Raw genomic sequence first — 18,523 nt, 5'->3', positions numbered from 1 at the left:
TCCGAGCAGGTCCCGGCGCTGCCGGGGACGCCCATCGCGTCGGGCGGGCAGGCCGTAGGCCGGGGTCCTTGGTAGGGATTGCGGCAAGTACTGGCAACGACTTGCCCTCGATTCGGGTGATACGACCGATCTTGCGTATTCGCCGGGGCCTGCATAGGTAAGCTTCGTGGCGTTTCGCGACGAATCGGGAGGAGCCGCAGCTGTGCCAGCAAAACGGGTGATTGGCATCGCGTTGGCGGGGACGGCCGTTCTGGTGCCCGCCGTGGCGTGCTCCTCCTCCGGCGGCGGCGGCGCGGCGCCCGCGTCGCAGGGCGCGGAGCCCGTGGCCTCGGCCTCGGCCTCCCCGACCCCGCCGCCGGAGCACCCGTTCACCGGGCAGCCGGTGGCGGGGCGCCGGCCGGTGCTCGCCGTGAAGATCGAGAACACCTCCTCGGGCAAGCCGCAGCTCGGACTGCGCAGCGCCGACCTGGTGTTCGTCGAGCAGGTCGAGGGCGGCCTGACCCGCCTCATGGCGGTCTTCTCCTCCAAGATCCCCGCCAAGGTCGGCCCGGTGCGCAGCGCCCGCATCTCCGACCTGCACCTGCTGCCGATGTTCGGCAAGCCCGCCCTGGCCTACTCGGGCGTGCAGAGCAAGATGGTGCCGCTGGTCCAGCAGGCGTCGCTGTACGACGTGTCCGACAGCGCCGCGCCGGGCGCCTACTTCCGCCAGCCCGGCCGCGTCGCCCCCTACAACCTGTTCGCCGACACCAGGAAGCTGCTGGCGAAGGCGCCCAAGGCCACCAAGGCGCGCGACATCGGCCTCACCTTCGGCGACGCGCCGGAGGGCGGGACCCCCAAGAAGTCGTTCACCGTGAAATATCCGGCGGCGACCTTCACCTTCACCTGGGCGGCCTCCCAGAAGCGCTGGCTGGTGACGCAGGACGGCAAGAAGGACATGGCGGCCGAGGGCGGCCAGCTCGGCGCCCCCACCATCGTCGTCCAGTACGCCAAGACCACCCGCTCGCAGTTCCACGACTTCACCGGCAGCTACACCCCCCTCATCCACACCACCGGTACCGGCAAGGCCGTCGTCCTGCGCGACGGCAAGGCCTACAAGGCGGAATGGTCGCGCTCCTCGGAGAAGGAGGGCGCCACGTTCACCACCGAGGGCGGCGAGCCGATGAACCTCAGCCCCGGCCAGGTGTGGATCGTCCTGGCGGCGCCCAAGCCCGTGCAGCCCTGATCCGGGGCACGCGGTCCGCCGTACCCGTACAACATGTCCAAAGCGCCCGTGGAGTTGCGACGATCCGGACGGCGAGCGCCGGGCTGATCAGCGCCTACCATGGGACGGGAACCCGTCGTCACGCTCGTGAGGTAAGACCGTGTCCAGCAGCACCCCCGAAGTCGCCGAGACCACCGCCGTCACCGGCACCGCCCGCGTGAAGCGCGGCATGGCCGAGATGCTCAAGGGCGGTGTGATCATGGACGTCGTCACCGCGGAGCAGGCCAAGATCGCCGAGGACGCCGGGGCCGTCGCCGTCATGGCCCTCGAGCGCGTGCCCGCCGACATCCGGGCCGAGGGCGGCGTCTCGCGCATGAGCGACCCCGACATGATCGACGGCATCATCGCCGCCGTCTCGATCCCCGTCATGGCCAAGGCCCGCATCGGCCACTTCGTCGAGGCCCAGGTCCTGCAGGCCATCGGCGTCGACTACGTCGACGAGTCCGAGGTGCTCACCCCCGCCGACGAGGCCAACCACATCGACAAGTGGGCCTTCACGGTGCCCTTCGTCTGCGGGGCGACCAACCTGGGCGAGGCCCTGCGCCGCATCGCCGAGGGCGCCGCCATGATCCGCTCCAAGGGCGAGGCCGGCACCGGCAACGTCGTGGAGGCCACCCGCCACATGCGGCAGATCCGCGGCGACATCAAGCGCCTGGGCGCCCTGGACGAGGCCGAGCTCTACGCCGCCGCCAAGGAGCTGCGCGCGCCCTACGAGCTGGTCGCCGAGATCGCCAAGACCGGCAAGCTGCCCGTGGTGCTGTTCACCGCCGGCGGCATCGCCACCCCGGCGGACGCCGCCATGATGATGCAGCTCGGCGCCGAGGGCGTGTTCGTCGGCTCGGGCATCTTCAAGTCCGGCGACCCGGCCAAGCGGGCGGCGGCGATCGTCAAGGCCACCACCTTCTACGACGACCCCGACGTCATCGCCAAGGTCTCCCGCGGGCTCGGCGAGGCCATGGTCGGCATCAACGTCGCCACGCTTCCCGACAGCGAGCGCCTGGCCACGCGCGGCTGGTGATCTTCCCGCCGTCCCGGTGCCTTTTCGCGGCCATCGGGACGGCGTGTCACTTACATGGCGATTTGTCGCCTGGAATCGTGACATGTCGGCCGAGACGGGCGCCCCGAGCGGCCGAGGCGCGTTGATCGTCCGGAAATATCCGCTCTGACCTGGGTGTGGCTATACCTGGCGTTTGCTGGGCATAGTTGATGATCGTCATGTGATCGACAGGCGATCGTTCCTCGTGATGGGGCTCATAGCCGGAGTGCCGGGGGTGCCACCCCTGAGCGCTCCCTACGGCGAGCCCTTCACGCTCGGCGTCGCCTCCGGCGATCCCGCGCCCGACGGCTTCGTCCTGTGGACCCGCCTGGCGCCGGCCCCGCTCGCCGAGGACGGGTACGGCGGCATGCCGGCGGCCCCGGTGCCGGTGTACTGGGAGGTCGCCACCGACCCCGCCTGCGCCCGCGTCGTGCGGCGCGGCAGCGAGAACGCCGTGCGCGAATGGGCCCACGCCGTGCACGCCGAGGTCGGCGGGCTGGAGCCGGGCCGTGACTACTGGTACCGCTTCAAGGCCGGCCCCTACATCTCGCCGACCGGCCGCGCGGTGACCGCGCCCCCCGCCGGCGCGCCCGCCGCCTCGCTCACCCTCGCGGTGACCTCCTGCGCCAACTACCAGCACGGGCACTTCACCGCCTACACCAGGGTCGCCGAGGAGCGCCCGCACTTGGTGCTGCACCTTGGTGACTACATCTACGAGCACGGCAAGGGCCAGGCGCCGTGCCCCGGCGGCAACGTGCGCGACCACGAGGGCGGCGAGGCGACCAGCCTGGCCGACTACCGCCGCAGGCACGCCCTCTACAAGACCGACCCCGACCTGCGGGCCGCCCACGCGGCGGCGCCCTGGGTGCCGATCATGGACGACCACGAGGTGCGCAACAACTGGACGAGCCGGTTGCCCGCCGCGCGGCGCGCGGCCGCCTTCCGCGCCTACTACGAGCACATGCCGCTGCGCCGCGCGTCGATCCCGAAGGGGGCGGCGATCCATCTGTTCCGCCGCCTGCACTGGGGAAGCCTGGCCACCCTGCACCTGCTCGACACCCGCCAGTACCGCGACCGGCCGATCTGCGGCTCCGGCTTCGCCGACTGCCCCAAGGCCGACGACCCCGGCCGCACGATCACCGGGAAAGCCCAGGAACGATGGCTGCTGGAGGGCTTCCGCGAGTCCAGGGCGCGCTGGGACATCATCGGCCAGCAGGTCTTCTTCGGCCAGCGGACCAAGTACCCCGGCCCCGAGAGGGTCGTGCGGCAGGACGCCTGGGACGGTTACACCGCCTCGCGCACCAGGGTCACCCGCGGCTGGCTGGAGGCCGGCACGCGCAACGCCATCGTGCTGACCGGTGACGTGCACTCCCACTGGGCCGGCGACCTCGCCCTGGACTACGACGACGAGGACTCGCCTCTGATCGGCACCGAGCTGGCGGTGACCTCGGTCAGCAGCGGCGGCAACGGCCACGACCACGACCGCGCCAGAGACGCCCTGCTGGACACCAACCCCCACCTGCGGTTCCATCTGCGCCGCCGCGGTTACCTGCTGCTCAAGGTGGAGCCCGCCGAGGTCAGGGCCGAGTTCAAGATCGTCAAGTACGTGAACACCCCCGGCGCCCCGGCCCTGGTGGCAGCCGGCTTCACCGTCGCCGACCGGATCCCCGGCCTGGTCCGCCAGGCCTGACCCGGCCGCCGGCCTCGGCCACGCTCCGGGAAGTCCGGGCCCGTTTGGGACGTTGTTCCGCTTGGCCGTACGCTTCGGCGGTCGGGAACGACATCCGCGCCACCACCAACGGACCGAACGGGGAGGAAGACCGGTGACCTCTGCGCCGACGATCGGCGTGCTCGCCCTCCAGGGCGACGTGCGTGAACACGTCCGGGCCCTGGAGGCCTCCGGCGCCAGGGCCGTGGCCGTTCGCCGCCAGGCCGAGCTGGAGGCGGTCGACGCGCTGGTCCTGCCGGGCGGCGAGTCCACGACCATGTGGAAGCTCGCCGAAGCGTTCGAGCTGCTCGAACCGCTGCGCATGCGCGTCAAGTCCGGCATGCCGACCTATGGCTCCTGCGCCGGGATGATCATGCTGGCCGACCGCATCGAAGGTGGCGTCGAGGGCCAGCAGACCCTCGGCGGCATCGACATGGTCGTGCGTCGCAACGCCTTCGGCCGCCAGGTCGACTCTTTTGAGGCATCCTTGGATTTCGCCGGACGCGGTCGGCTGCGCGCCGTCTTCATCCGGGCTCCGTGGGTCGAGTCCGTCGGCGCGGATGTCGAGGTGCTGGGACGGGCCGAGCCTGGGGATAGGATCGTCGCGGTCCGGCAGGGACCTCTGCTCGCGACGTCCTTCCATCCCGAGCTGACCGGGGACACGCGGGTTCATTCGTATTTTGTCGAGATGGTGAGGGAGCTCTAGCCGATGTCCGGCCACTCCAAATGGGCGACGACGAAGCACAAGAAGGCCGTGATCGACGCCAAGCGCGGCAAGCTCTTCGCGAAGCTCATCAAGAACGTCGAGGTGGCGGCCCGTACCGGTGGTCCTGACCCGGACGGCAACCCGACGCTGTACGACGCCATCCAGAAGGCGCGCAAGAGCTCGGTGCCCGTCGACAACATCGAGCGCGCCCGCAAGCGCGGCGGCGGCCTGGAGGCGGGCGGCGCCGAGTACCAGACGATCATGTACGAGGGCTACGCGCCGGGCGGTGTCGCGGTGCTGGTCGAGTGCCTCACCGACAACCGCAACCGCGCGGCCTCCGAAGTCCGCGTCGCCATGACCCGCAACGGCGGCTCCATGGCCGACCCCGGCTCGGTGTCCTACATGTTCAACCGCAAGGGCGTCGTCATCGTGCCCAAGGGCGGCCTCAGCGAGGACGACGTGCTGGTCGCCGTCCTGGACGCCGGCGCCGAGGAGGTCAACGACCTCGGCGACTCCTTCGAGGTCGTCTCCGAGGCCGGCGACCTGGTCCCGGTCCGCAAGGCCCTGCAGGACGCCGGCATCGACTACGACTCCGCCGAGAGCAGTTTCATGCCGACGCTGAGCGTGCCCCTCGACGAGGATTCGGCCCGCAAGGTCTTCCGCCTCATCGACGCCCTGGAGGACAGCGACGACGTCCAGAACGTCTACGCCAACTTCGACGTCTCCGACGACGTGCTGGCCAAGCTCGACTGACGCCGGCCCGGCCGGGCCGCCGACCGGGATGGAAAACGGTTCGACCTGGTCGGGGCGGGGCCCTAGGTTGGGCGGTTGTGGAAATTCGTGACGTGACGGTCGGCGACCTCGGCGCCGTGCTCGACAACCGCATACGCGCCTTCGGCCCCATTCCGCCCGGCAGCGCCGAGCAGTGGCGCGCCATGGCGACCGCCGCCCTGGGCGACGGCCGTTACCTCGGCGTCTTCGACGGCGCGCGCCTGGTCGCCACCAGCAGGATCATCCGCTTCGACCAGTGGTGGCACGGCCGGCCCGTCTCGATGGGCGGGGTCGCCAGCGTCACCGTCGCCCCCGAGGACCGCGGCCGCGGCGTCGGACGCCTGCTCATCCAGGCCACCGTCGACCGCTGCGCCGACCTCGGCCACGCGATCTCGGCGCTGTACCCCGCCACCACCCCGGTGTACCGCGGCGCCGGCTACGAGCACGCCGGCGCGCGCAGCCGCGTCACCGTTCCCACCGAGGCGCTGCGCGCCCTCGGAGCCCGCGACGGCGTGAAGCTGCGCAGGATGGGCCCCGGCGACGCCCCCGAGCTGCTCGCCACGATGGCACGCGTCTACGCCTCCACGCGCGCCTGCGGGCCGCTGGGGTGGGAGGAGTCCGCCGCCCGCCGGTGGCTGGCCGATGAGGACGACTTCGCCTACCTCGCCGAGGACGGCTACGTCGTCTACCGCTGGCACCAGGGGAACATCGAGGTGGAGAACCTGGTGGCCGGCTCGGAGGCGACGGCCAGGGCGCTGTGGTCCCTGGTCGGCACGGCCTCCTCGGTCGCCGCCACGGTGAGGGCCAGCGTCGAGCCGGACGACCCGATGCTGTGGCTGCTGCGCGAGCGCTCGCGCGACTCGGTCGAGCAGACCCGCTGGATGCTCCGCCTCATCGACCTGCCGGCCGCCGTCGCCGCCCGCGGCTACCCGGCCGGGACCGGCCTCGACACCGTCGTCCGAGTCGAGGACCGCATGCGCCCGTCCAACTCCGGGGCCTGGCGGCTGCGCGTCCGCGATGGAGCCGGCACGGCCACCCCCGCCGAGGGCCCCGCCGGGGACGAGGTGGCCCGCCTCACCATCGGCGGCATGTCGGCCCTGTTCGCGGGCGTCCAGACCAGCACCCTGCGCCGCGCCGGGCTGCTCACCGGCGGCACCCCGGCCGGCGACGACCGGCTCGGCGCCGTCTTCGCCGCCAAGCCCTACATGATCGACTACTTCTGACCCCGGCCCCGGCGCCTCTGCCACCGTGCGGGGCTGGGACACGGCGGCGCGACCGGTGCGTGCGCGGGGCCGCCGATGCCGGTACAGTTCCTCCGAACAGGTGTTCGGCGAGGTTGGAGGCGTGCGGGTGCGGCTGCCTGAGCTGCGGGTGCTGGGGGTCGATCCCGGGCTGACCCGATGCGGTCTCGGCGCCGTCGAGGGGCGGGCCGGCGCCCCGCTGTCGCTGGTCAAGGTCGGCGTCGCCCGCACCCCGGCCGACGATGGCATCGGCGAGCGCCTGGTGGCCATCGAGGCCGAGATCGAACGCTGGCTGGACGAGATCAAGCCGGACGCCGTCGCGGTCGAGCGGGTCTTCAGCCAGAGCAACCTGCGCACGGTCATGGGCACGGCCCAGGCCTCCGCCGTGGCGATCGTCTGCGCCGCCCGCCGGGGGCTGCCGGTCGCCCTGCACACCCCCTCCGAGGTCAAGGCCGCCATCACCGGGTTCGGCAATGCCGACAAGGCGCAGGTCGGCACCATGGTCACCCGGCTGCTGCGGCTCGACGCCATGCCCAAGCCCGCCGACGCCGCCGACGCGCTGGCCCTGGCCATCTGCCACATCTGGCGCGGCGGCGCCCAGAACCGCCTCGCCGACGCCCTCGCCAAGGCCAGATCCACCGGCACGCGCCCGCCGTCGGCGGGCCCGCGCGGCGCCAGGCCCGCCGCGGCGCCGCCCTCCGGCCTTCCCGCGAAAGGAGCCGGCCAGTGATCGCTTCGGTGTCCGGCCGCGTCGCCGCGCTCGCCCCCGACTCCGCGGTGGTCGAGGTGGGCGGCGTCGGCGTCCTGGTCCACTGCACTCCCGGCACGCTGGCAGGGCTGAGGGTGGGCGAGCAGGCCCGGCTGGCCACCTCGCTGGTGGTCCGCGAAGAGTCGCTCACTCTTTACGGCTTCGGCTCCGACGACGAGCGCGTGGTGTTCGAGATGCTCCAGACCGCCTCGGGGGTCGGCCCGCGTCTCGCCCTGGCCATGCTCGCCGTCCACGCGCCGAACGCCCTGCGGGTCGCGGTGGCCGGGGCCGACGTCAAGGCGCTCACCATGGTCCCCGGCATCGGCCAGAAGGGGGCGCAGCGCATCATCCTGGAGCTGAAGGACAAGCTCGGCACCCCGGACGCGGCCGTCGCCGCGGCGCTGAACGGCAAGGCGAGCAAGCCCGCCTGGCGCGAGCAGGTGCACGCCGGCCTGGTCGGGCTGGGCTACTCCGCCAAGGACGCCGACGAGGCGATCTCCATCGTGTCCCCCGAGGCCGACGCCGAGCTGGCCGCCGGGCGCACCCCCGCGGTCGCCGCCCTGCTGAAGGCCGCCCTGCGGGCCCTGAGCGTGCGATGAGCGCCGTCCAGGCGATCGGCGGCGCCGGCGCGCCCGCCGGGGGTTGGACGTCCCGGCCCGTGGCGGCGAGCATCGATCTCGCGGGCGGGCCCCGCCGCGTGAGCCGTGACCCTGTGACGGAGGCGCTGCCGGTGAGCCCTACTCATGTGACGGAGGCCCTGCGGTGAGCCTTGAGCGTGACCTGGTGTCCCCCGACGCCGAGGGCGACGAGCAGGCCGTCGAGTCGGCGCTGCGCCCCAAGCGCCTCGGCGAGTTCATCGGCCAGGGCCGGGTGCGCGAGCAGCTGTCGCTGGTGCTCGAGAGCGCGCTGCGCCGAAGCCGGCCGCCCGACCACGTCCTGATGAGCGGTTCGCCGGGGCTCGGCAAGACCACCCTCGCCATGATCATCGCGGCCGAGCTGGGCATGCCCCTGCGGCTGACCTCCGGCCCCGCCCTGGAGCGCGCGGGGGACCTCGCGGCGATCCTGTCCACCTTGTCCGAGGGCGAGGTGCTGTTCATCGACGAGATCCACCGCATGGCCCGCCCCGCCGAGGAGATGCTGTACCTCGCCATGGAGGACTTCCGGGTCGACATCGTCGTCGGCAAGGGTCCGGGGGCCACGGCGATCCCGCTGGAGATCGCCCCCTTCACCCTGGTCGGGGCCACGACGCGCGCCGGGCTGCTGCCCGCTCCGCTGCGCGACCGGTTCGGCTTCGTCGCCCACATGGACTTCTACGACGTGGCCGAGCTCGAACAGGTGCTGCGCCGTTCGGCACGGCTGCTCGGGCTGGAGCTCCCCGACGAGGGCGCGCACGAGATCGCCCGCAGGTCCAGGGGCACGCCCCGCATCGCCAACCGCCTGCTGCGGCGGGTGCGCGACTTCGCCGAGGTCCGCGCCGACGGCGTGATCACCAGGGACACCGCCTCGGCCGCGCTCAACCTGTACGAGGTGGACGCCGAAGGGCTCGACCGGCTCGACCGCGCCGTCCTCGGGGCGCTGCTGCGCAAGTTCGGCGGCGGCCCGGTGGGGCTGTCGACGCTGGCCGTGGCGGTGGGGGAGGAGCCCGAGACGGTCGAGGTCGTCGCCGAGCCGTTCCTGGTGCGCCAGGGCCTGATCGCGCGCACGCCGCGCGGCCGGGTGGCCACCGCCTCGGCCTGGACGCACCTCGGCATGGTCCCCCCGCCGGACGCCTTCGGCGCGGCGGCCCAGCCGGTCCTGTTCGAGGACCCCGGTGCCTCCTGAACGAGGCAGGGCCGAGCCGGGGGGACGCCGGACTCGGGCGCCCGGCGCGGGGCGGTGGCAGGTGTCGGCCCGCGCGCGTTCTGACTGGGAGGTTGACAGAGGTCGCGGTGCTGCTTGCGAGCTGTGCACATGTTTGGGGGGATACGCCGGATCATTCGGGCTGTTCGGGGATGCCGTCGCAGCAGGGCGGCGCGGGCACTGAAAGTTTCAAGCCGGTCGTATCCGCCGGTCACAGATCGGTGACAACGGGAACTTTCCCGCCTGCAAGAGCGTGGGTTCGTTGCCGGGCTTTGACAAGCTCGCCTAAACTCCGTGGCTTGGCTGGCTGTGTACGCTGACGCGATCAGTGTGTGGCCGTGCCGATCGCCGCCAGACCGCCGGCGCCAGGCCGGTCAATTCTTAACCGGAAGGAAGCCCCGTGCAGGGCCTTGGATCGTTCGTGCCACTGATCTTGCTGGTCGTGGTGTTCTATTTCCTGCTCATCCGCCCGCAGCGTAAGCGGGCGCAGGAGCAGGCGCAGATGCAGAGCAGTGTGACGCCGGGCACCCGTGTGATGACCACGACCGGCCTGTTCGGCACCGTCATCGCCGTCGAGGACGACGACGTGATCCTCGAGGTCGCGCCCGGCGTCGAGACCCGCTGGACGAAGGCGGCCATCGGCCGCGTGCTCGTCCCGGTCGAGGAGGAGACGGTGGACAATGGAATCGTCGAGCCGGAACCCGTCACCGACGTCAAGCCGGCCGACGCACCGGAGATCCGCGGAGACGAAGGTCCGAGCGACAAGAAGTCCTGAGTAGGCTCACCGCAAACCCCTTGACGAAAGAATCGACCACCAGTGGCCCCATCGACCAGTAGCCAGAGCAGGCCGGGACGCGTGCTCCTGGCCCTCTTGGTGCTCATCCTCGCCATGGGCGGGGTGATGGCACTGCAGAAGGCCTTCGTGCCCAAGTTCGGCCTCGACCTCGCCGGCGGCACCACGGTGACGCTGTCTCCGGTCACGGAGGCAGGTGCGGCTCCCTCCCAGGAGAGCCTCGACCTGGCCGTCAACATCCTCCGCGACCGGGTGAACGGTACGGGCATCTCCGATGCCGAGGTCGCCAAATCGGGTGACAACATCGTCATCTCGGTTCCCGGCGCCGGGCAGAAGGAGGTCGTCGGGCGCTTGGGCACCACGGCCGAGCTCCGCTTCCGTCAAGTGCTCGCGGTGGCCCCGGCGGTCATCGCCCCGAGCCCGCTGCCGACCGCGCCCGCGACGCCCGCGCCCTCGGGCACCGGCACTCCGAAGCCGGGCGCGAGCGGCCAGCCGTCATCGACCGCCAAGCCCGCCGCCACGGCGAAGCCCGCGACGAGCGCGACGCCCGCGGGCCGCGCCCTGTCGTCGGCGCTGACCGCCCCGACCCCGGCGCCGTCCACTTCGGCCTCGGGTTCCGGCAAGGCCGACAAGAGCGCCAAGGCCACCCCGGCGCCGAGCGCCTCGGCGCCCTCGGGCCAGCCGACCGCGCAGCCCTCCGACGACCCGATGGCGGGCGTGGACCTCACCGGCGTCGACCCGGCCGTGGCCGAGCAGTTCAAGAAGATCGACTGCACCAAGAAGGACCGAGGCCAGGGCGTCCAGGACAACCCGGACAAGCAGCTCGCGGCGTGCAGCAAGGACGGCGACGCCAGGTACATCCTGGAGAAGGCCGCCGTCAAGGGCACCGAGGTGTCCGGCGCCACCTCCGGCGTCGACTCCACCACCGGCGAGTGGATCGTCCAGGTCACCTTCAAGAGCAAGGGCGCCAGCGAGTTCGCCAAGACCACCGGTCAGATCACCAGCGCGCCGCAGCCGCGCAACCAGCTCGCCATGGTGCTGGACGGCCTGGTCATCTCGGCTCCCGTCATCGAGGAGCCCATTCCCGGCGGCCAGGCCCGCATCTCCGGCAGCTTCACCCAGAAGTCCGCCACCGACCTGGCCAACCAGCTCAAGTACGGCGCGCTGCCGCTGAAGTTCAAGCAGAGCTCGATCGAGGAGGTCTCCGGCACGCTCGGGGCCGACCAGCTCAGGGGCGGCCTGCTCGCCGGCGCCATCGGCCTGGTCCTCGTGGTCTTCTACTGCCTGCTGTACTACCGGGGCCTCGGCCTCGTCGCGGTGGCCAGCCTCGTGGTGGCGACCATCCTGACCTACAGCACGGTGGTCATCCTGGGCCACAACGCCAACTTCCGGCTCTCGCTGCCGCACATCATCGGCCTCATCGTGTCGATCGGCATCACCGCCGACTCCTTCATCGTCTACTTCGAACGCATGCGAGACGAGATGAAGGAGGGCAGGCGGTCGCTGCGGGTCGCCGTCGAGGTCGCCTGGGCCCGCGCCCGGCGCACCATCCTGATCGCCGACGCGGTCATGTTCATCGCCGCCGTGGTGCTGTACTTCCTCGCGGTCGGCGGCGTGGCCGGGTTCGCCTTCGCGATGGGCCTGACCACCCTGATCGACATCGCGGTGGTGTTCCTGTTCACCAAGCCGTTCGTCGCCCTGCTGGCCAAGCTCCCGTTCTTCGCCAAGGGGCACAAGCTGTCGGGCCTCGACGCCGAGCGCATGAGCCGCGAGGCGCCGGCCGCTCGCACGACCGTTCCGCAGGAGGGCTGATGTCTGCCATCGGGGCGCTCGGGCGCCGTCTGTACCGCGGTGAGGTCAACGTCGACTTCGTCGGCAGGTACAAGCTCTGGGCGACGCTGTCGGGGGTCCTGCTGCTGATCTCCATCCTCGGGCTGGTCATCCAGGGGCTCAACCTGGGCATCGAGTTCCGGGGCGGTTCGGTCTTCAGCTTCGACAAGCCGGCCGCGTCCTCCATCGCCGACGTCCGCGACACCGTCGAGGCGGTCGGCGGCCACCAGGTGATCGTGCAGGAGGCCGGCACGCGCTGGCGGGTCACCACCCAGAGCCTGCCGGAACAGGGCGTGACGAAGGTCGCCGACGCCATCTCCGCCAAGTACGGCGTGCCCGACAACCAGATCTCCAAGCAGATCATCGGCGCCACCTGGGGCGGTGAGGTCCTCAACAAGGCCATCATCGGCCTGATCGTGTTCATGATCGCGATCATCCTGTACCTCACGCTGGCCTTCGAGTGGAAGATGGCGCTGGCCGCGGTGGTCGCGCTCATCCACGACCTGGTCATCACGGCCGGCATCTACGCCTGGTCGGGCTTCGAGGTCACTCCGGCGACCATGCTGGGCTTCCTGACCATCCTCGGTTACTCGCTCTACGACGCCGTCGTCGTGTTCGACATGATCAAGGAGGTCACCGCCAAGCTCGGCACGACCGCCAAGATGACCTACACCGAGGCCGCCAACAACGCGCTCAACCACACGCTGATCCGCTCGCTGAACACCTCGCTGGTGGCCATCCTGCCGGTCGCCGCGATCCTGTTCATCGGCACCACGCTGTTCGGCGCGGGCACGCTGAAGGACCTGTCGCTGGCCCTGTTCGTCGGCATGATCGTCGGTACGTACTCCTCGCTGTGCGTGGCGACGCCGCTGCTGGCCAACCTCAAGGAGCGCGAGCCGAAGTACCTGGCGATCGCCAAGCGGGTCCACGCCAACCGGGTCGCCGCCTCCAAGGACGCCGCGTCCCCGGGCAAGGCCAAGGGCAAGGAACCCGCCGCCGCCTCCACCTCCACCTCCGGCTCGGCGAACGGGTCGGTGGCCACGGGCAAGCGCAAGAAGCGCTAGCCCCGCACCCGCACGTCCCTCAGCGCCCCCGTGAGCTCGCCGCCACGGGGGCGCTCGCCTGCTGGCCGCCGGGCGGTCCCCTAGGATCGCCGGGCGACTCACCGCCGCCGGAAAGGACCCCCTATGAGCGACCTCACCACGACGATCCTCGACCGCATCAGGGACGTGCCCGACTACCCCCGGCCGGGGGTGATGTTCAAGGACATCACGCCGCTGCTCGGCGACCACGGGGCCTTCTCCTCGGTGGTCGACGCGCTGGCCGACGGCCTCGCGGTGGACAAGGTCGTCGGCATCGAGGCCCGCGGCTTCATCGTGGCCGCCCCGGTGGCCTACCGCGCGGGAGCCGGGTTTGTGCCGGTCCGAAAAAAGGGCAAACTCCCTGCCGAGGCGCTGGAAGCGTCCTACGATCTGGAGTACGGCTCCGCCGTCATCGAGGTGCACCGCGACGCCTTCTCCCCGGGCGAGCGCGTGCTCATCGTCGATGACGTGCTGGCCACGGGCGGCACCGCCCGGGCCGCGGTGGAGCTGGTCAGCCGGGCCGGCGCGCAGGTCGTCGGCGTGTCCGTGCTGATGGAACTCGCCTTCCTCAAGGGGCGCGACCGTCTTCCCGACGTCGACCTGCGCGCCCTGGTGGTGGTCTGATCGGCTCCTCCGCGAGGTCGGCGTTCTCCAGCGTGGATACACTGGAGGATCTGGACTCGACGTGAGGAGTCTGAGTGCCCCGTGATGTGGCCTTGCCCGAAGTGACCGACACGCCTGAGCCGGTTTCCGCGCCCGCGGACGATACGGGTTTAGCCACGTCCGCAGGCACCGACGACAAGCCGGCGCCTGCCGCACGCCGCAGGCTTTCCCGGTTCGGGGGGCAATGGGGTGGCGCGATGAATCCGGTCCTGGAACCGCTGTTCAAGACGGTCCGCGCCACGCATCCCAAGGCGGATCTGCGCGTGATCGAGCGCGCCTACGACGTCGCCGCCTACCACCACCGTGATCAGAAGCGCAAGAGCGGCGATCCTTACATCACCCACCCGCTGGCGGTGGCGACGATCCTCGCCGAACTCGGCACCGACGACGAGACCCTGTGCGCGGCGCTGCTCCACGACACCGTGGAGGACACCGCCTACGGGCTGGACGAGCTGAGCGCCGACTTCGGCGAGAGCATCGCGCTGCTGGTCGACGGGGTCACCAAGCTCGACAAGGTCAAGTTCGGCGACGCCGCGCAGGCCGAGACCGTGCGCAAGATGGTCGTGGCGATGTCCCGCGACATCCGGGTGCTGGTCATCAAGCTCGCCGACCGCCTGCACAACATGCGCACCCTGCGCTACCTGCCCCGCCACAAGCAGGAGCAGAAGGCCCGCGAGACGCTCGAGATCTTCGCGCCGCTGGCCCACCGTCTCGGCATGAACACCATCAAGTGGGAGCTGGAGGATCTCGCCTTCGGCATGCTCTACCCCAAGCGGTACGACGAGATCGCCCGCATGGTGTCCGAGCGCGCGCCGCGCCGCGACCTGTTCCTGCAGGAGGTCATCGAGAAGGTCTCGGCCGACCTGCGCGAGGCCAAGATCCGCGCGACGGTCAAGGGCAGGCCCAAGCACTACTACTCGATCTACCAGAAGATGATCGCGCGCGAGGTCGCGTTCGACGACATCTACGACCTGGTGGGCATCCGCGTGCTGGTCGACACCGTGCGCGACTGCTACGCGGCGCTAGGAACGATCCACGCTCGGTGGAACCCGGTGCCCGGCCGGTTCAAGGACTACATCGCGATGCCCAAGTTCAACATGTACCAGTCGCTGCACACGACGGTCATCGGGCCCGAGGGCAAGCCGGTCGAGCTGCAGATCCGCACCCGCGCGATGCACCACCGCGCCGAGTACGGCGTGGCCGCCCACTGGAAGTACAAAGAGGAGATAGGCGCCGCCGGCGCGGCAGGGGCGCGGGTGAAGCAGGCCGGCGACATGGCCTGGCTGCGCCAGCTCCTCGACTGGCAGAAGGAGACCTCCGACCCGGGCGAGTTCCTGGAGTCGCTGCGGTTCGACCTGTCGGTGTCGGAGGTCTTCGTCTTCACCCCCCGCGGCCAGGTCATCGCGCTGCCCGAGGGGGCGACGCCGGTCGACTTCGCCTACGCCGTGCACACCGAGGTGGGCCACCGGTGCATCGGCGCCCGGGTGAACGGCCGCCTGGTGCCGCTGGAGTCGCGGCTGAGCAACGGCGACGCCGTCGAGATCTTCACCTCCAAGTCGCCCGACGCCGGCCCGTCCCGCGACTGGCTGAAGTTCGTCAAGAGCGGCCGGGCGCGCAACAAGATCCGCCAGTGGTTCTCCAAGGAGCGCCGCGAGACGGCGATCGAGGCGGGCAAGGAGGCCATCGGGCGGGCGATGCGCAAGCAGGGCCTCCCGTTGCAGCGCCTGATGTCCGGAGAGACGCTCCTGGCGCTCGCCAGGGACCTTCGCTACCCCGATGTCTCGGCGCTGTACGCGGCGGTCGGAGAGGGCCACACAGGCGCTCAGTCGGTGGTCGAGAAGCTCGTCCAGTCCCTCGGGGGAGTGGACGCCGCCGAGGAGGACATCGCCGAGGCGGCCGTCCCGACCAAGATGCGCGGCCGCCCGCGCACCGGCACCAACGCCGGAGTGATCGTGGCGGGCGACTCCGACGTGTGGGTGCGGCTGTCGCGCTGCTGCACGCCGGTGCCCGGCGACGAGATCGTGGGCTTCGTGACCCGGGGGCACGGGGTGTCGGTCCACCGCACCAACTGCCCCAACATCGAGCAGCTGCGCTCCGAGCCCGACCGGCTGGTCGAGGTGAGCTGGTCGCCCGGCGACGACTCGGTGTTCCTGGTGGCGATCCAGGTGGAGGCCCTGGACCGGCCGCGCCTGCTGTCGGACGTCACCCGCACGCTGTCCGACCAGCACGTCAACATCCTGTCGGCGTCGGTGACGACCTCCCGTGACCGCACGGCGGTCAGCAAGTTCACCTTCGAGATGGGCGACCCCAAGCACCTCGGCCACGTGCTGAAGGCCGTGCGCAACATCCAGGGCGTCTACGACGTCTACCGCGTCACCAACTGACCGTCCCGGCGGCGTGGCCCGCCCGCGGGGACGGCCGCCGGTCCCCGCGCGCCCCCGGTCGTCCTGAGGGCCGCCGCGGTGACCCGCCCGCGAGTCACGTGCGCCGCGCCCGGGGCCGTGCTGGGGGCCGCCCGGGTGACCCGCCCGCGATCACGTGCACCGCGCCCGATGTCGTCCTGGGGGCCGTGGAAGCCGTGCGAAGATGCGGAGGACGTGGAGGCCGCTCATCCGCGCGACCGCCGGTCCCGTCCGCCCGGGACCGTCCCCCCGATGGACGGCTTCCCGGGCCGAGGGTCAGGAGAACTCGGCCAGCGTGCGCTCGGCCTCCTCCAGCCAGGAACGGCGGGCGGCGATGGCCTCCTCGGCCTCCTTGACGTCCTTGTCCTTACCCGCGGCGCTCGCCTTGGCCAGGCGCCCCTCGAGCTGCTCGATGGACTTGCGGAGCTGGTCGACGGTGTTCTGTGCCCGGGCGCGGGCCTCGGGGTTGGACCGCTTCCACTCGGTCTCCTCGGCCTTGCGGACGGCCTCGTCGATGCGGCGCAGCCCGCCTTCGAGCTTGTCCCTGGACTCCCGGGGCACCGGCCCGACGGCCTCCCAGCGCTCCAGCACGCCGCGCAGCGCGGCGCGCGCGGACCGGGCGTCGGTCACCGGCAGGATCCGCTCGGCGTCGGCCAGGATGCGCTCCTTGGCCTCGGCGTTCTCCCGCAGGGAGGCGTCGCGCTCGGCGAACACCGCGGAACGGGCCTGGAAGAACTGGTCCTGGGCCCCCTTGAAGCGGCCCCACAGCTCGTCCTCGGCCTCGCGCGATGCCCGCCCGGCGTTCTTCCACTGCCGCATGAGCTCGCGGTAGGCCGAGGCGGTGTCACCCCAGTCGGTGGAGGTGGCGAGCTGCTCGGCCTCGGCGACGATGCGCTCCTTGATGCTGCGCACCGACTCGCGCTGCTCGTCGAGCCCGGCGAAGTAGGACTTGCGCCGCTTGGCGAACGCCGTGCGGGCGGCCGACAGCCGCTTCCACAGGGCCGCCTCGGTCACGCGGTCGATGCGCTCGGCGGTCTTCCACTCCTCGACCAGCTGGCGCAGCCGCTCGCCGCCGGACTTCCAGTGGGTGGTGTCCTCGGCGATGCGCTCGGCCTCGGCGACGATGCGTTCCTTGATCTCCCGCGACTGGGCGCGCGCCTGGTCGCGGGCGGCCTTGACCTCCTCGCGGCGCTTGCCGACCAGCTCGCTGAGCGCCGCCAGGCGGTCCTCCAGCGCGCCGAGGTCGCCGACCGCGTGCGCCTCGGTGATCGACTCGCGCAGCTTGACGATCGTCGCCTCCGCCTGGGCGGGTGGCAGGTCGGTGCCGCGAAGCCGCTGTTCCAGCAGTTCAACCTGGGTCGCCAGCTCGTCGTACTTGCGATGGAAGTAGGCCAGGGCCTCTTCCGGTTCACCGGCCTGCCAGGACCCGACGGCCCGTTCTCCCTCAGCCGTACGAACGTAGACGGTGCCGTCGTCGTCTACCCGGCCCCACGGGTCGGTGCTCACCGTGTCCTCCCGCACTCGAATCAGCCTCCAGGACGCCACGCGTCCTTGGTTGTATTACGTCAGCTCTTGCCAGAGATTGTCACGTGTTTGATGTCGACCGGGTCCTTCGGAGCCCCGGAGCCGTCGCCCATGCCTCCGGGCAGGACGCCCTTCTTGCTGACATCGTCGAGGATTTCGATCCCCTTTGTGACGGTACCGAATGGTGTGTACTCCGCGGGGAGCTGCAGGTCGCCGAAGATGATGAAGAACTGGCTGCCCGTGGTGCCGGGCGCCTGGCTCTTGGCCATGGCGACCACGCCGCGGGTGTACTTGGCGCCCGAGAGGTTCTCCTCGGCCAGCCGGTAGCCCGGCCCGCCCTGGCCGTCGGTCTGGTTCTTGCCGTCCGCCTTGGCCAGCGGGTCGCCGCACTGCAGCATCGGGAAGTTGGCCGGGCCCAGGCGGTGGCACTTGGAGCCGTCGAAGAACTTCTTCTTGGCCAGGAACGCCATGGAGTTGACCGTGCAGGGCGCCTTGGCGGTGTCCAGGGCCACCACGATGTCGCCGTGGTTGGTCTCCAGGGTCATCGTCTTGGCGTTCTTGTCCGGCTTGGCGGGCGGCATGCCGACGTTCTTCGCCGGGCCGCCGTTGGCGTCGGCGACGTAGTCACAGGTGCCGGTGGCCGCGTCGTACGGCTTGGGTCCCGCCGCCGCCGAGGGGGCGGCGGAGGCGGAGGCGGGGGCCGAGGGCGTCGCCGCCGCGGCCTGGGTCTTGGAGTCGCCGCCCCCGACCACCGCCACGGCCGTGAAGATGCCGCCGACCACCACCAGGACACCCACGGTGGTGGCGACGACCGCCACCTTCTTCTGCTGGGCCTGCCGCTCGGCGCGCCGGCGTATCTGCCGTTCGTAATGCTCTCGTGCCAGCTGCTTTTGACGGTCCTTGCCGGTCGCCACCGCTG

16 protein-coding genes are annotated in these 18,523 nt (G+C 71.3%); 14 read left to right on the top strand and 2 right to left on the bottom strand.

Going from position 1 to position 18,523, the window contains the following annotated elements; genetic code table 11:
- The first annotated feature begins 202 nt into the window (after nucleotides 1-202).
- The 14 genes from ABZU32_RS18525 (at nucleotide 203) to ABZU32_RS18460 (ending at nucleotide 16,062) form a co-directional block, all read left to right on the top strand.
- Nucleotides 203-1,222 carry a DUF3048 domain-containing protein gene (locus tag ABZU32_RS18525; RefSeq protein WP_354847817.1) on the top strand — a complete coding sequence of 340 codons (1,020 nt, stop codon included), beginning with the start codon at nucleotides 203-205 and terminating at the stop codon, nucleotides 1,220-1,222.
- Nucleotides 1,223-1,361: 139 nt separating this feature from the next.
- Entirely contained in the window at nucleotides 1,362-2,279 is a 918-nt protein-coding gene (gene pdxS / locus ABZU32_RS18520; protein ID WP_354923688.1) for a pyridoxal 5'-phosphate synthase lyase subunit PdxS, read from the top strand.
- A 199-nt stretch (nucleotides 2,280-2,478) separates the two neighbouring features.
- Complete coding sequence (locus ABZU32_RS18515; protein WP_354923686.1) at nucleotides 2,479-3,987, top strand: alkaline phosphatase D family protein; 1,509 nt, start codon at nucleotides 2,479-2,481, stop codon at nucleotides 3,985-3,987.
- Nucleotides 3,988-4,120: 133 nt separating this feature from the next.
- The gene (gene pdxT / locus ABZU32_RS18510) at nucleotides 4,121-4,711 is read left to right on the top strand and encodes a pyridoxal 5'-phosphate synthase glutaminase subunit PdxT (protein WP_354923684.1); all 591 of its coding nucleotides are present in this window, start codon (nucleotides 4,121-4,123) and stop codon (nucleotides 4,709-4,711) included.
- Between the two features lie 3 nt (nucleotides 4,712-4,714).
- Entirely contained in the window at nucleotides 4,715-5,464 is a 750-nt protein-coding gene (locus ABZU32_RS18505) for a YebC/PmpR family DNA-binding transcriptional regulator (RefSeq protein ID WP_354847827.1), read from the top strand.
- Nucleotides 5,465-5,541: 77 nt separating this feature from the next.
- A complete protein-coding gene (locus ABZU32_RS18500; protein ID WP_354923682.1) occupies nucleotides 5,542-6,705 on the top strand; it encodes a GNAT family N-acetyltransferase in 1,164 nt (387 codons plus the stop codon).
- Nucleotides 6,706-6,847: 142 nt separating this feature from the next.
- Complete coding sequence (ruvC, locus tag ABZU32_RS18495) at nucleotides 6,848-7,453, top strand: crossover junction endodeoxyribonuclease RuvC (protein ID WP_354923820.1); 606 nt, start codon at nucleotides 6,848-6,850, stop codon at nucleotides 7,451-7,453.
- Nucleotides 7,450-8,070, top strand: coding sequence for a Holliday junction branch migration protein RuvA (gene ruvA, locus ABZU32_RS18490; protein ID WP_354847832.1), 621 nt, complete (start codon nucleotides 7,450-7,452; stop codon nucleotides 8,068-8,070). The genes ruvC and ruvA overlap by 4 nt, the downstream gene beginning before the upstream one ends.
- Nucleotides 8,071-8,233: 163 nt before the next feature.
- Entirely contained in the window at nucleotides 8,234-9,292 is a 1,059-nt protein-coding gene (gene ruvB, locus ABZU32_RS18485; RefSeq protein WP_354923680.1) for a Holliday junction branch migration DNA helicase RuvB, read from the top strand.
- A 439-nt stretch (nucleotides 9,293-9,731) separates the two neighbouring features.
- Nucleotides 9,732-10,085: a preprotein translocase subunit YajC gene (gene yajC, locus ABZU32_RS18480; RefSeq protein WP_354923678.1), complete on the top strand. Its 354-nt coding sequence runs from the start codon at nucleotides 9,732-9,734 to the stop codon at nucleotides 10,083-10,085.
- 81 nt (nucleotides 10,086-10,166) lie between these two features.
- Nucleotides 10,167-11,915 (top strand): protein translocase subunit SecD, encoded by a 1,749-nt coding sequence (secD, locus tag ABZU32_RS18475; RefSeq protein WP_354923676.1) that lies wholly within the window; start codon nucleotides 10,167-10,169, stop codon nucleotides 11,913-11,915.
- The gene (gene secF, locus ABZU32_RS18470) at nucleotides 11,915-12,997 is read left to right on the top strand and encodes a protein translocase subunit SecF (RefSeq protein ID WP_354923674.1); all 1,083 of its coding nucleotides are present in this window, start codon (nucleotides 11,915-11,917) and stop codon (nucleotides 12,995-12,997) included. Before secD ends, secF begins: the two co-directional genes overlap by 1 nt.
- A gap of 123 nt (nucleotides 12,998-13,120) precedes the next feature.
- Nucleotides 13,121-13,639, top strand: coding sequence for an adenine phosphoribosyltransferase (locus ABZU32_RS18465; protein ID WP_354847849.1), 519 nt, complete (start codon nucleotides 13,121-13,123; stop codon nucleotides 13,637-13,639).
- Nucleotides 13,640-13,875: 236 nt separating this feature from the next.
- Complete coding sequence (locus ABZU32_RS18460; protein ID WP_354847852.1) at nucleotides 13,876-16,062, top strand: bifunctional (p)ppGpp synthetase/guanosine-3',5'-bis(diphosphate) 3'-pyrophosphohydrolase; 2,187 nt, start codon at nucleotides 13,876-13,878, stop codon at nucleotides 16,060-16,062.
- Nucleotides 16,063-16,356: 294 nt separating this feature from the next.
- On the opposite strand, the gene ABZU32_RS18455 is transcribed toward ABZU32_RS18460, so the two are convergent.
- Complete coding sequence (locus ABZU32_RS18455) at nucleotides 16,357-17,586, bottom strand: DUF349 domain-containing protein (protein WP_354847855.1); 1,230 nt, start codon at nucleotides 17,584-17,586, stop codon at nucleotides 16,357-16,359.
- A gap of 59 nt (nucleotides 17,587-17,645) precedes the next feature.
- Complete coding sequence (locus tag ABZU32_RS18450; protein WP_354923673.1) at nucleotides 17,646-18,518, bottom strand: peptidylprolyl isomerase; 873 nt, start codon at nucleotides 18,516-18,518, stop codon at nucleotides 17,646-17,648.
- Nucleotides 18,519-18,523 lie beyond the last annotated feature (5 nt).

The sequence above is a fragment of the Sphaerisporangium sp. NPDC005288 genome, from assembly GCF_040607475.1.
GTDB classification, from domain to species: Bacteria; Actinomycetota; Actinomycetes; order Streptosporangiales; family Streptosporangiaceae; genus Sphaerisporangium; species Sphaerisporangium rhizosphaerae.
Note: the sequence above shows the minus strand (reverse complement) of the source record. Positions and strands in the feature narration are given on the sequence as shown.